Origin of the sequence: Streptomyces sp. NPDC048504, from assembly GCF_043200035.1 — a bacterium.
In the GTDB taxonomy this organism is placed as follows: Bacteria; Actinomycetota; Actinomycetes; order Streptomycetales; family Streptomycetaceae; genus Streptomyces.
Genome location: NZ_JBICXA010000017.1, coordinates 115,509 through 130,028, shown reverse-complemented (window position 1 = coordinate 130,028; position 14,520 = coordinate 115,509). Strand labels below are relative to the sequence as shown.

The 14,520-nt window shown below is 71.7% G+C and carries 3 protein-coding genes; all 3 read right to left on the bottom strand.

Annotated features, from left to right (window positions below; translation table 11 throughout):
• Positions 1–48: 48 nt before the first annotated feature.
• Complete coding sequence (locus tag ACGFY9_RS35750; RefSeq protein WP_393761201.1) at positions 49–927, bottom strand: TauD/TfdA dioxygenase family protein; 879 nt, start codon at positions 925–927, stop codon at positions 49–51.
• A gap of 73 nt (positions 928–1,000) precedes the next feature.
• Positions 1,001–10,159, bottom strand: a complete 9,159-nt coding sequence (locus ACGFY9_RS35745) for an amino acid adenylation domain-containing protein (RefSeq protein ID WP_393761199.1) — start codon at positions 10,157–10,159, stop codon at positions 1,001–1,003.
• Entirely contained in the window at positions 10,159–14,124 is a 3,966-nt protein-coding gene (locus ACGFY9_RS35740; protein ID WP_393761197.1) for an amino acid adenylation domain-containing protein, read from the bottom strand. The genes ACGFY9_RS35745 and ACGFY9_RS35740 overlap by 1 nt, the downstream gene beginning before the upstream one ends.
• Between the last annotated feature and the right edge of the window lie 396 nt (positions 14,125–14,520).

Here is a 14,520-nt window from a genome sequence, read left to right as displayed (position 1 = left end):
GTCTCCGGCCCGGGGCGGGGGCACCGTCGCTTCCGGCGGGGAACCGGGTCAGGCCTGCAGGCGACTGCCGTTGACAGCGATCCGACGGCCCTCTCGGGTGTGCGGGAAGTAGTCCCAGACGGCGTGGTGTTGGACGCTGCGGTTGTCCCAGAGGACGAGGGTGCGCTCCTGCCAGCGGACCCGGCAGTGCAGCAGCGGGGTGCGGGCTATGTGCGCGTACAGCATGTCGAGCAGGGCGTCGCTCTCCACGCGGGACAGCTGGGTGATGTGCGAGGTGTAGGGGGCGTTGACGAAGAGGAGCTTGCGGTCGGTCTCCGGGTGGCGGGGGACGACCGGCTGTTCGGTGCGCGGTACCTCGTACTCGGGCGGCGGGGTCTGTCCGGCGGCGGTCCAGGGCAGGGCTCCGTCGTGGACGGCGGTGAGGCTTTCGAGGAAGCTCCGCATCGCCGGTGAGAGGAGTTCGTAGGCGAGGTGCATGTTGGCGAAGACGGTGTCGCCGCCGCTGCCGCCCTCGGGGGTCGTGGTGATGTACAGCAGCGAACCGAGGGAGGGTTCGGCGTCGGCGGTGCCGTCGGCGTGCCAGCCGTTGCCGGCCACGGCCTTGGACTCCTTGGTCGCCTTGATGTCCAGGATGTACGGGTCGGATCCCTCGGGTGCGAGGGCCACGGGGTGCAGTTCGCCGAAGACGCCCGCGAACCGCTTGTGTTCCTCGGGGGTGATGTCCTGGTCGCGGAAGACGAGGACGTGGTGGGTCTGGAACGCGTGCTTGAGTTCCTTCTCCTGCTGGGGTGTCAGCTCCTGGGACAGGTCGAGGCCGGTGACCTCGGCGCCCAGCAGCGGGGTGATCGGGGCGATGGACAGGGTGTCGTAGGGATCGGCGGGGCGGGTGGTGAGCCGCTCGACGGCCTTGAGTGCGTAGTCCTCCATGAGGGACCTCCGTGGCATCGGTGGGGGCGGGGTGAGGGCGAAAAGTGGGCAGGGGTGCCGCACGGAGACGTCCTCAGGATCTTCCGGCGGGGTGGGGCAGCGCGGCGACGGCGGCTTCTGTATGGGGTGGCGCCGCTGCGAGCGCGGCGGCGATCGCTTCCACGTGGGGTTGCGCGACGAGTTCGTAGTGGGTGGCGTCGACGTGGCGGAGGCGGAAGGGACGGAGCAGATGGGCGTCCCACGCGTCGGGGGCGGCCGGTTCCGGGGCCAACATCCCTTCGTCTACGGCGCGTCGGGCGAGCCATACCTCGGCGGGCGTCCGGTGCAGTCGAGGCAGCCGGTGCTCGGCCATGGCGGCGAGGTTGGTCCGGCAGCAGGCCGCGAGGCGTTCGGCGTAGGCACGGCCGGACGTCGACAGCCGTCCCCCACCGTCACCGTTGCCGCTCAACTCGCGGGCGAACACGGCGTCCACCTGTCGTTCGTCGTACGCGGCGAGCCGTTGTCCGGCGCCGGGTGGCGGCGGATCGAGGAGGTGGACGGCGTCGACGGGTCGGCCGTCGGCCTCGGCAAGTGCCGCCATGGACAAGGCAGTCCAGGCACCGAACGACCAACCCGCCAGGCGCAGGCGGTAGTTCGGGTCCGGAAACGCGGCCCGCACGGCGTCCAGGTAGTGCGCGGCACGGTCGGTGATCGACCGGGCGGGCTGCGCCGGGTCGCGTAGTTTCGGGTCGGCGATGAGGCAGACGGTCAACTCGTCGGGCAGGGCCGCCACCAGAGGCCGGTAGGCCTGGATGTCGCCGCCGACCGGATGGACCAGGCACAGTACGTCCGGGCCCGGTCCGCGCTGCCACACCTCCACGTCCACTCCGGCGGCGGACGCGCGAGTGCCGGTGTCGAGGTTGCCGAGGTGGCCGAGGATCTCGGTGAGGCTCACCCGGTGGCTCAGCCGGGCCAGGTCGATGTCGGTGCCGTAGCGGCGCTTCACCTCGTCGATGAGTTCCAGCAGGGTGAGCGAGTCGGCGCCGAGGTCGTACAGCGGGGCCTCCGGGTCGACGGTGTCCAGCCCGAGCAAGTCGACCAGGATCTCGGTGAGTTCGGCCGTGGGGTCGCTGTGTGCGGGGTGCGCGGAAGATACGGGGTGTGCGGAGGGTGCCGGTCGTGCAGCGGGAACCGGCTCATAGAAGTAGCGAGCCTCCGCCAAGGGCGTGGTGTTGACCATCAGGTGGGGCAACTGCAGGTACAGGGCGCGTTCGAAGACCGCGGCACCGTCCTCGGGGGTGAGCGCCACCTTGAGGTGTTCCTGGTGGCGGGCGTCAGCGGTCAGGGCGTGCTGCGCCATGCCGACGTCCCGCCAGGCGTCCCAGCCGATGCTCATACGGACGGTGGTCGCGTCGTCGCCGGGCGGCGCGTGGTGGGCGTAGGCGTCAAGGCAGGCGTTGGCCGCTGCGTAGTCGAACTGTCCAACTCCCCCGAACTGGGCCGCCATTGACGAACAGTAGGCCGCGTAGTCGGGGTCGTGCTCGGCGATGAGCCGTTCGACGAGCAGGGCACCGCGCAGTTTTGCGGCCATGGCGCGGCGCGAGGTTGCGGGGTCGCGGCGGGCGAGAAGTCCGCCGGCGGCTGTGCCCGCGGCGTGGACGATGCCGGCGAGGCCGTCAAGGTGCGGGGCCAACCAGTCGGCGACCGTGGTCAGTTCGTCCGTTGCGAGGTCGGCCCGCACCAGCGTGACGCGGCCCTGGTACGGCCGTAGCGCGGGCGGTGTGTCGGTCCCTCGGGCGACGAGGACGACGCGGTTGCCGGGGTGCTCCAGGAGGCGGGCGGCCAGGGTGGCACCGATGCCTCCGGTGCCGCCGAGCACCAGGTGGGTTCCGGGGGCGGCCGAACGGACTGCGTTCGGCGGGGAGTTGAGGCCCGGAACCGGTTGGAGCGTGCTCTGCCACCAGAAGCCGTCGCGCAGAGCGGTCGCCGATTCGGTGATCGTGTCGTCCAGGAGCAGGTCGGGCAGGTGTGCCGCCCAGTCGGCCGGGCGGGGTCCGGGCAGGTCGGTCCAGCGCAGGGCCACGCCCAGTTCCTGCCGGGGCACTTCGAGGGCGGCGGCGAGCAGGCCCGCCTCAGGGGTGCGGACGGGGCCGGTGACCGGCTGCGCTCCGTGGGACAGCAACCAGGCGCGTGGCCGTACGGCGTCCGGGACGTCGGCCAGAGCGCGGGCGAGCGCCGCGACGGTGTCTAGGCAGGCCAACTGGGCGGCTTCCAGGGCGTGTTCATCGAGGTTGCCGTCGAGGGCCAGCGGCAGCGCATGCAGCCAGTCGACCCCGGGGCCGCCGGAGCGGGTGACCCGCTCCAGCAGGGCGGCCAGTTGCGCGGAGTCGGCGGGATCGGCCTCGTAACGGTCCTCGTCGAGACGGGCGAAGGCCTTCCCGGCGCGCACGGTCACCACCCGGGCGTAGTGCCGCTCCAGGAACCGCCACGACTCGCCGCGCGCATCTCTGACCACCACGGCGGTGCGCCGCGGTTCGTGAACGCCGGTGCGGGCGCGGCGCAACCGTGTCCACTGCGGCTGGTGCAGCCACCGGTCGGCGGGCAGTCGCGGCGGGCCGGCCGACGGCGCGGACACACCGGCCGGGGCCGCTACGGACGTACGCGCGAAGTCGTACTCCGCCGTCTCGAAGGCGGGCGGCGGGAAGTCCCAGGGTGCGGAGGCGGGACCCTCGGGCCATACGAGGGTGTGCCCGGCCGTCCATGCCTCGGCGAGGGCACGGGGGTCCTGGTCCCGGGTCGGGCTGCCGGTCTGCGGGTGCGGCGCCGTGATGTCGGAGAGCGCTTCGAGCCATGCGACGGCGGAGCCGGCGTCCGGGCAGACCTCCGCCGCCCGGTGGCCGAGCGCGGGCCGTCCGGCCTGAAGGTGGTGCAGGACCTGCGGATAGGTGTCGGGACGCGCCCTCAGGTATGCGGCGATTCGACGTCCGTCCGCGCGCACGGCGGTCTCGGAACTGCCGGACAGGACCAGGCACGGCACCAACTCGCGCGCGGCATGGGCAACTTGCGCTGCATCCGGCTGTTCGAGGAGCAGATGGGCGTTGGTCCCGCCGATGCCGAAGCTGCTGACGGCGGCCACCCGTGGCCCGTCCTGCGGCCAGGGTTCGGCCACGACCGGTATGCGGAACGGGCCTTCGTCGATCTCGGGGTTGAGCCGGTCGAAGTCCGCCGTGGGCGGAACGATCCCGTGGTGCACGGCGAGCACGGCCCGCACCATTCCCACAACGCCCGCAGCGGCGCCCAGGTGTCCGATCTGGCTCTTCACGGAGGACAGCGCGACGCGCGCGTCGTCCGCCAGTCCGTACGCCTGGCGCAGCGCGGCCGCCTCCACCGGGTCCCCGAGGCGGGTGCCGGTGCCGTGCGCCTCCACATAGCCGAGATCGGCGCCGCTACGGCCGCTGCGGTGCAGGGCGGTGCGGATCGCGGCTCGCTGCCCGGCCAGGGCGGGGGCGCTGTAACTGAGCTTGTCCGAACCGTCGTTGTTGATGCCCGAGCCGGTGACGACGGCGTAGACGGTGTCCCCGTCCCGGCGGGCGGCGGCGAGCGGCTTGAGGACGACGACGCCGGTTCCGCTGGCCCCGACGGTGCCGGCGGCGTCCGCGCTGAAGGGCCGGCAGTGGCCGTCCGGGGAGAAGATGTGCTGCGGCCGGTAGGTGTAGCCGTCGGTCAGTTCGGTGTCGACGAGGACACCGCCGACGAGCATCACGTCGGCGTCGCCCTGCCGGAGCAGCCCGGCGGCGACATGCACGCCGACGAGCGAGCTGGAGCACGCCGACTGCACGGTGAAGGCGGGTCCGGTCAGGCCGAGGTGGTAGGCGGCCTTGGTGGCCAGGAAGTCCTTCTCGTGGTGCAGCGCGAGCCGGAAGGTGTCGGGCAGTTCGGCCGACTCCGCCTCCCGCAGCATGCGTTGGAAGTAGGTGTTCTCCCCGCAGGCGGCGAGGAGTCCGACCCGGCGGGCCGTCGGGTCCCCGATGCCCGCGTGGGCGAGTGCCTCGACGCAGTTCATCAGGAGCTGCCGCTGTTGGGGGTCCATCAGGCGGGCCTCGTGCGGGCTGATCGTGAAGCGGCCCGGGTCGAAGTCGAGCATCCCTGCCAACTGGCTGCGGGCGCCGACCTGGCCGTCCGTCGTAGGGAAGTGCTCGATGCCCCGGCGGCCGGAGACCACCAGGTCCCAGAAGGCGGCCAGGTCAGGGGCGCCAGGCAGGCGTACGGCCATCCCGATGACGGCGATGGGTTCCTCGGCCCGTTCCCCCGGCGGCGGTGGGGATTCGGCGATGACGGGGGTCGTGACGGCGCCCTCCGATGCGCGTCCTTCCACAAGGCGGCCCAGCGCGCGGAGGCTGACGTGCTCGAACAACTCCGGGACGGTGAAGGCGAGTTCGTCCTCGCCGGCGCAGCGGAGCTGGAAGCGCATCAGGTCCAGGCTGGTGGCGCCGGCGTCGAAGAACCGCTGTTCCACGCCGATGGCCTTGCCGGTCACCGTCTCGAACAGTGTGGCCAGCCGTCCTTCGAGCGGTGAGACGGCCGGGGCGGTCGCGTCGACGGGGCGCAGCTCCCGGCCGGGGGCGGTGTGCGCGGCCCGGCGGTCCAGCTTGCCGCTCGGCGTACGCGGCAGCTCCGTGAGGCGGCGGAAACGGCTGATGCGCACGTAGGCCGGCAGTAACCCGGCCAGATGGTCCGCGAGTTCGGCCGGATCGGGGTCGCCGCCCCGGCATTGCAGGCACGCCACCAGCTGCCCGCCCTCCACCGCCGCGACCGCGTGGGTCACACCGGGATACTGCAGCAACGCGGCCTCTACCTGCCCCAACTCCAGCCGGAATCCGCCGAGTTTGACCTGACTGTCGTCGCGGCCCGCGTAGTGGAGTAGCCCCTGCGCGTCGAACCGGGCCAGATCGCCGGTGCGGTAAAACGTCCCGAGGTCCGGGTCGTCGGTGAAGCGGTCGCGGTTCGGCGTGTCGTCGCCGACGCCGACGTAGCAGCGGTTGGCCATGACACCGCCGATCAGCAACTCGCCGGTGACACCGGTCGGGACGGGCAGACCACCCTCGTCGACGACACGTAGGACGGCGTTCGCCACCGGCCGCCCGATCGCGGGGCGCAGCGGCCAGGCGGCGGGGTCGCCGTCGAGGCACAGGCCGCTGACGACGTGGGTCTCGGTGGGCCCGTAGTGGTTGAACAGCCGGGCGTCCGGCAGACCGGCGAACCAGCGGCGGATCGCGTCGGTGCACACCAACTGCTCGCCGGCGGTGACGACTTCGCACAGCCGGGACGGGAACCGCCACGTGCGTAGCCCGTGTTCGGCGAGCAGTTGCAGAGCGACGTACGGCAGGAAGATCCGCTCCGCTCCCCCGGTCTCCAACTCCCGCAGCAGCGACGGGACATCGTGCCGCCAGCCGGGCTCCACCAGGCGCAGCAGGCCGCCGGAGCACAGGGTCGTGAAGATCTCCTGGAAGGAGACGTCGAAGGACAGCATGGAGAACTGCTGGGTGACGGCGGGCCCGCTCAGCCCGCCGTCGGTGCGCTGCCAGGTCAGCAGATTGCACAGCGTCCGGTCGGTGACCTGGACGCCTTTGGGAGTGCCGGTCGAACCGGACGTGAACAGGGTGTAGAGCGGGCGCAGCCCCTGGTGCGTGGGCAGTTGGAGTACCGCGGTGGGGGTGTCGGCGAGGGTGAGGATGTGCCGGGGCAGGGACGGTGGCGCGATCGCGTCGAGGACGTGCTCGTCCTCGGGTGTCACGAGGACGCACAACGGGTCGGCCTGGTCGAGCACATGCCTCAGCAGGGGCGGCGGGTAGGCGGGGTCGAGGGGTACGACGGTGAGGTTGAGGCGGGCCGCCGCCAGGAGCGCCACGACATGCTCGACGGAGGGCTGGAGGTAGAGCGCCACGGCCGCCCGTGCGGCGGGATCGGCCGGGAGGCGGGTGCCGAGTGAGGCCGCCAACTCGGCCGCCTGTGCGTCGAGTTCGGCGTAGGTGAGGGTGGTCTCGCCGGTGGTGACGGCCGGGGCGTGCGGAGTGCGGGCCACCTGCCGGGCGAAGCCGTCTGCGACGGTGGTGAAGTCCGGTGCGCGGGTGGGCCCTTGGCCGTGGTCGGGCAGGGTACGGCGGTAGTCGGCGACCAGCTCGCGCAAGGTGATGTCCGTGTCACCGGTCAGGTGGTCGAGGGTCCGGCGGAAGAGGCGGGCCGCGGCCTGGGTGCGTTCGGCGCCGATGTCGTCGCGGTACTCCCACAGGCAGTCGAACCCGCCCTCGTGCTCCACGACCGACAGCGTGAGGGCGCACTTGGCACCGAGCGGCTCGGGCCACAGTGGCCGCACCTCGCAGCCGTCGAGGCGCAGTGCCGAGAAGTCGGTGTTCTCCAGGACGAACAGGTAGTCGAACAAGGGGGTTCGTTCGCGGAAGGCGCGGTCCGCGAGGACGTCGGCGAGGGCGACCTCCTGGTCCTGGAGCACGGCGCCAACGGCAGCGGAGTGAGCCGAGAGCTGAGCGTCCAGTGAGCGGTGCGGCTCCAACGGCAGGTCCAGGAGCACGGTGTTGGCGAACATGCCGACCGTGTCCGCGAATTCGGGGCGGGGCCGGTTCACCACCGGCGTGGCGACCAGCGGACGACCTTGGCCGGTCACGCCGTAGAGGCTCGCGGCGAACGCGGACACCAGCAACTGGAAGCGTGTCAGGCCGAGTTGTGCGGCACGACGGTCCAGAGCGCTGCGGCGGACCATGTCGAGCGAGGTGCGCAACAGGCGGGCTCGTGGCGCGTCGGGCGTCGGCAGCGCTGGGGATGGTTCACCGTCGCGGCCGTAGTGGGCGCGCAGCCGGGCTCGACGGTCCTCGTAGGCGGGGGTCGTGTGCCAACTGCGTTGCCAGCGCGCGAAGTCCAAGGGTGTGAGGGCAGCCGACGGCCGGACGCCACCGCCGTTGCAGGCGTCGGTCAGGTCGCGGAGAAGGAGGTTGAGCGACCAGCCGTCCACGGCGACGTGGTGCAGGTGCAGCAGGAGCAGTCCGCCGTCGGGCTGCTCCACCCAAGCGGCCCGCAGCATCCGGACGTCGCCGAGGTCGAAGCGGTGGTCGAAGAACCGGTCGGCGGTGTCCTGCCACTCCTCCCCGGGGTGTGCTTCGACGTGTTGCCACGGGTCGTACGGATCGCCGGCCTGCTGGAGCAGCCCGGCGGGGGTGGGGACCAGCCGGGTACGCAGGGCCACGTGCCGTTCCACCAGTGTGCGCACCGCGCGGTGCACGGCCGCCGTGTCGACGCGGCCCTCGACACGGAAGGCCAACGGCACGTCGTAGGAACGGTTTTCGGGCTCGCGCTGGTGCAGGAGCCAGAGGCGTTCCTGCTCACTGGTGGCCGGTGCGGTCGGCTCCCCGGAGGGGGCGGGTACGGGTGGGTGTTCTCCCGTAGTCGCGTCCGGGGCGTGTACGGCGTCGGCGAGGGCGCCGAAGTCGGCCCGTAGGACGAGGTCGTGCGGCAGGTCGACGGCGAAACGGTTGAGGATCTCGAAGCGGAAGCGCAGCGCCTTCAGCGAGTCACCGCCGCTCGCGGCCCAACGGTCGCCGGGACGCAGGCCGTTGACGGCGAGGATGTTCTCGGCCACCTCCAGCACCCGCCGTTGTTCGGCGCTGACGGGTACGTCACCCTCCTGCGTACCGCGCCACGGGGTCCCGGCATCACGCAGCAAGGTTGCCTGGTCGACCTTGCCGTTGGCGTTTCGCGGCAACTCGGCAACGAGGTATGTGTGGTGGGGGCGCATGTACGAGGGCAGGGCGGCGGCGAGGTGACGGTCGTAGGCGTCGTAGGAGAGTTCGTCGCCGAGGACGAGGAAGGCGAGCAGTTCGCTGCGGTTCGCTTCGTCGCGGCGGGTGCATATGTAGGCCTGGCGGACGGTCGGTTGGGCCAGGATCTGCCGCTCCACCTCGCCCGGTTCGATGCGGAAGCCGCGCACCTTGACCTGGCGGTCGGCCCGGCCGACGTAGGAGATCCGGCCTTCGCTGTCCTGGCGTACGAGGTCGCCGGTGCGGTACCAGCGGCGTTCGCCGCCGTCCTCGTCCGGCAGTTCTACGAAGCTCCGGCCAGTCTGCTCCGGGAGGTTGCGGTAGCCGCGGGCCAACGCCGGTCCGGACAGCAGCAGTTCGGCGATCTCGCCCGGCTCGGCGGTGCGCTCGTCCTCGGTGCGCAGCAGTATGCCGGTGCCGGGGAGCGGGGTTCCGATGGGGACCGTGTCGCCGTCGAACTCGCGTGGGATGGGGTGGCAGAGGGCGAAGGTCGTCGCCTCCGTCGGCCCGTACCCGTTGTGCAGGACGGTGCGGGCTTCGGGGTTGGTCTCGTACCAGCGGCGGACGATGCGTGCGTTCAGCGGTTCGCCGCCGATCAATACCCGTGCGGTGGTGGCGAAGCAGTCGGGCGCCTGCTCGACGACCGCGTTGAACAGGGCCGCCGTGACGAACAGCGTGTCCACGCGGCGCTCGGCGAGCGCCCCGGCGAGTCGGGGCGCGCTGCGCACCTGGTCGTCGTGGAGCACGACGCAGACGCCGCCGGTCAGGAGCGGGACCCACACCTCGAAACTCAGCGCGTCGAAGGCGGGGTTGGCCAGGCTGGCGAAGCGCGCGCCGGGCCGCAGGTCGAGGAAGCCGGGCTCGCCCAGGCGCAGCACTCCGGCGTCGGTGACCTCGACGCCCTTGGGGTTCCCGGTGCTGCCCGAGGTGTAGAAGACGAAGGCCGTTGCGGTTTCGCCGGGTTGTCCCACGTTCACGGCGGGCAGGCCGGACCCGTCACCGGTCAGCAGCTGGTTGGCATCCAACGGCGTTACGTGCTGCGGCAGTTGGGGCGCGTGTCCGCTGTCATGGACGGCGGCGACGGCGCCCGAGTCGTCGAGGATGTGCCGCTGGCGGTCGGGTGGGCTGAGTCGGTCGAGGGGGACGACGGTGGCTCCGGCGAGGCGGATGCCGAGCATGACGCAGACCAGTTGCCAGGAGCGGGGCAGGTGGACGGCGATGGCGTGGCCGGGGCGAACTCCGGCCGCGCGCAGCCGCTTTGCCACTCGGCCGGCGGCCTGTTCGAGTTCCGTGTAGTCGAGGACACGATCGCCGTCCTCGATGGCGACGGCGGAGGGGCTGCGGCGAGCCTGCTCCAGTACGGCTTCGGCGAGGGAGGCGGACTTCGCGGGTTCCGGGAAGTCGGTGCGGGTGGGGCGCAGTTCCATCACGCCTCCCGTATCGACAGTGTCAACTGGGCCTCGTGCTGGGCGAGTTCGGCGCCGAGCAAAGCGGCGACCTGGGCCGCTCCGACGCCCTCCAGGATCTCCCAGTGGTCGCACTCCATCGTCTCGACGCGGTAGTCGCCCTCGGCGCGGCGCCGCCAGAAGTCACGGACCTCGGCGTGGAAGGGCGTGTCGTCGCCGTCGGGCACGGCCTGGGCGAGGACCAGGCGGGCCGGGGAGGCCGCGGGGAGGTGTTCGCGGGCGGTGAGCCGGTTGTGGTTGTAGAGCTGGAAGTAGCGGTCGACCTGGGCGTCGTCGATACCGGGGTACATCCCGTTGAACCTCACGAGTTTGTCGCGGAACTCGGCCGCGTCGACGGCGCCGATCTCCGCGCGTGCGGACGCATCGTCGGTGGCCTGGGTGTCGAGGAGGACGACGCTGACGGCGCGGTGTCCGGCACGGGCCAGGAGACGTCCCATCTCGTGGGCGACGAGGCCGCCGTAGGACAGACCGGTCAGGACGAGTGGTGCCTCGCCGTCGGGTTCGAGCAGTCTCAGGTACTCCTCGGCCATGGCCTCCACGCTGGGCAGGAGCTCCTCGCCGGGGTTCACTCCCGGGGACTGGATGCCGTACAGCCCGACGCTCTCGGGCAGGAGGGTGGCCAGGGGCAGGTAGCAGAAGGCGGTGCCGCCGGCGGGGTGGACGCAGACCACGCGCGGGCCGGTGCCGGGGCGGAACTCGATGAGGCTGCCCGGGGAGCGGGAGGCGCCGTCCTCGCGCAGCAGCTCGGCCAGTGCCTCGATGGTGGGCCGGGTCATCACCTCGCCCACGGCGAGCCGTCGGCCGAACGTCTCGGTGACGGCGTGGGCCATCTTGATGGCCGACAGTGAAGTGCCGCCGATCTCGAAGAAGTTGTCGCTGACACCGATGTCGGGGTGGAGCAGGATCCGCTGCCAGATGCGGTACAGGCCGTGTTCGACGTGGTCGCGCGGGCTGGCCGTGTTGACCTGGTCGGAGGTCGACTCCTGGGCCAGGCGCAGCAGTTCGGGCCGGTCGAGTTTGCCGCTGCGGTTGAGCGGCAGGGCGTCGAGGTCGAGGAAGACGGCGGGGATCATGTAGTCGGGCAGCCGGCGGCCGAGGGCGGTACGCCAGTCGTGGGTGGTGCGGGCCGGCGCGGTGCCCCGGCCGATGCCGGCGACCAGGCGGGGCTGGCCGGCCGCGTCGTGGTCGACGAGGACGGCGGCTTCGCGGACGCCGGGCAGCGCCATGAGCGCGGCCTCGACCTCCGCGGGCTCGATCCGGAATCCGCGGAGTTTGACCTGGTCGTCGGCGCGGCCCAGGTAGTGGGCCTGGCCGTCCGCGGAGCGCCGGGCGAGGTCGCCGGTGCGGTAGATCCGTTCGCCGGGCACGAACGGGTCGGGCAGGAAGCGCTCCTTGGTGAGGTCGGGGCGGCCCAGATAGCCGCGGGCCAGCGATGCTCCGCCGAGGTACACCTCCCCCACCACGCCGGGCGGGACGGGTTCCATGCGGCCGTCGAGCACGTACATACGGGTGTGGGGCAGCGGGCGGCCGATGGGGCAGGGTCGCTCCAGCGGGCGGGGGTCGTAGTAGGCGGTGCTGTAGAGGGTCGCCTCGGTGGGGCCGTAGCCGAAGCAGATCCGCAGGCCGGGAAGGTGCTGTGTCATGCGATGCAGCGCGGCTTCGGTGAGCGACTCGACTCCCGTGAGCAGCGTGCGCAGTTGGAGTCCGCGCAGTCGTACGGCGGGGTCCTCGTCGATCCACTTGACGTAGGCGGGCGGCAGGAACGCCTGGGTGACGGCGTGTTCGCGCATCCACGCCAGCAGGGCCTCGGGGTCGCCGCGCAACTCCTCGGGGACGATGTGCAGTTCGCCGCCGGTGGTCAGGGGCAGCAGCAGTTCGTGGATCGAGGCGTCGAAGCCGATGCTGGACCAGGCCGAGCCGGCCTCGCCGGGTGCGGCGCCCATGCGGGCCTGCCAGGTGGCGAAGAGGTTGAGGACGCTGCGGTGTTCCAGCGCGACACCCTTGGGGCGCCCCGTGGACCCGGAGGTGAAGATCACATAGGCCAGCCGGTCCGGCGTGTGACCGATGTCTGCGGGCGGTCCCTGGCGGCTCGCGCCTTCGGCTTCTACGGCGCTCAGGTCGAGCCATCGCGGTGCGCGGTCCGCGCTGTCGTGGTCGCTCAGCACGAGGGGGCAGGCCGCGTCCTCGACCATGTTCGCGAGGCGTTCGGCGGGCTGGCCCGGGTCGAGCGGGAGGTAGGCGGCGCCCGCCTTGAGGATGCCCAGGATGCCGACGGTCAGGTCGCAGGACCGCTTGGCGTGCAGGCCGACCACGTCGCCGGGGCGGACGGAGCGGGCGACGAGGGCGTGCGCGAGGTGGTTGGCGCGACGGTCAAGTGTGGCGTAGTCCAGTGAGCGGTCGCGGTCGACGACGGCGGTCTGCTCGGGCCGTTCACGGACCTGGTTCTCGAAGAGTTCGACGAGTCCGGACGCCGCCCCCAAGGCGGACCCCGGGGCCTCTGTCTGCGTGGCGTCACCGTCGAGCAGCACCCGTCGGCGTTCCTGGGGGTCCATCAACTCCAAGGCGTGGATGTCCCGTTCGGGGTGGCGGACCATGTCGGCGAGCAGAAGCTGCAGATAGCCGGCCCACCGCTGGGCGGTCGCGGGGTCGAGAAGGGCCGTCGCGTAGTCCAGGTGCCCGGTGATACGGCCCTCGGACTCGATCGCAACCACAGCGACATCGAACTTGGCGGGCGCCTCGGCGATCGGCAACGGCTCGGCCTCGACTCCTGGCAGGTGCAGCAGGCCCCGGCGGTCGGGCTGCCAGGCCAGCATGGTCTGGAACAGCGGTGTGCGGGAGGCGCTGCGCGGCGGGTTGACCAGTTCGACGATGCGCTCGAAGGGCAGGTCCTGGTGCGCGAGTGCCTCACGTACGACGGCGCGGGTCCGGGTGAGGGCCTCGGAGGCGGTGAGGGAACCGGACAGATCGATGCGCAGCGGCAGGGAGTTGACGAGGAATCCGATGATGCCGGCCGCTCCCGGGCCGCGTCGGTTGGCGAACGGGCTGCCGACAACGATGTTGTCCTGCCCGGAAAGACGTGACAGCAGGATGGCCCAGCCCGCCAGCACCGCTACGTAGGGGGTGGCTCCGTGCCGGCGGGCAAGGCCGCGCAACCCGGCCGTGACGTCGGCATCGAGGTTGAACTCGGCCCGCCCGCCCTCGTATCGCTGTTCCGCGGGCCGTGGACGGTCGGTGGGCAGTTCCAGGACGGGCGGCGCGTCCTGGAGCGCGCGCCGCCAGTACTCCTCCTGGGCGCCGAGTACGGCTTCGCGCTGGGCGCGCACGTGGTCCGCGTACTGCACCGCGAGCGGCGGCAGGGTGTCCGGGGCGCCTGTCGCGAACGCCTCGTAGAGTTGGCCGAGTTCGTCCATCATGACGTTCATCGAGACGCCGTCGTAGATGCTGTGATGGAACGTCAGCAGGAGCACATGGCGCTCGGGCCCCAGGGTGAGAAGGCGGCCGCGTCCGAGCGGCCCGGCTTGGAGGTCGAACGGCCTTTGCGCTTCGTCGAGTTGACGGGCCGCCAACAGCGCGTCGGGGTCGGCGTCGGCGGCGACGTTCTCGAAGGTCAGGGAGAATCCCGCGCCGGGCGGGTCGATGTGCTGGCGCACGTCCCCTTCCGTGGCCACCAGCCGTGTCCGCAACGTCTCATGACGATTGGTCAGAGCATCGAAGGCGCGGTTCAGTACCTCGCCGTCGAGCGGGCCCGTCAGCGAGAAAGCGATCGTCTCGTTGTACGCGGCGTTCGCGCCCGGGAGTTGGGCCAGGAACCACAGTCGCTGCTGGGCGAAGGAGGCGGGCTGGATGCGCGGCGCCCGCTCGCTGTCGTCCGTGGCCGTTTCGGTGGACGCGCGGGGCGTGGGGACGGGGTGGGGGGTGTGGGGCACCGGCGGTACCTGGCCTTCCCATCGGTGTGGGGCTGGGGTGACATCGGGCGTGACAGGCCGGGATCACTGGACTGCCGACGGCCCCGAACAGGATGTGCTCACCGTCGAGCTGGCTTCGTGGGGAGGGGGGTGCGCTCACCGTCGAGCGGGCTTCATGGGGAGGGGGGCGCGAGGCCGGCGGACGGGATATGCGGGGTGCCGCCACCGGGCAGCATTCACCGGGAGACGGGGCACATGTCAGGTCGTTGGTGAAGGGGCGGGCCCGCGGGGCGAGGTGGTCGAAAGCGGCCCGGGGATTCGATAATTCGATTCCCGGAATCGCCAACCAATTACCCGTCACATCGCTTTCTTACTCACTCCCGATTTCCGCCCGAACTGCGTGACACCGCCGTAATC

Excerpts from the sequence above, each read along its gene's own strand:
- ACGFY9_RS35750 (WP_393761201.1), bottom strand. The coding sequence starts at position 927 with ATGGAGGACTACGCACTCAAGGCCGTCGAGCGGCTCACCACCCGCCCC.
- ACGFY9_RS35745 (WP_393761199.1), bottom strand. The coding sequence starts at position 10,159 with ATGGAACTGCGCCCCACCCGCACCGACTTCCCGGAACCCGCGAAGTCC.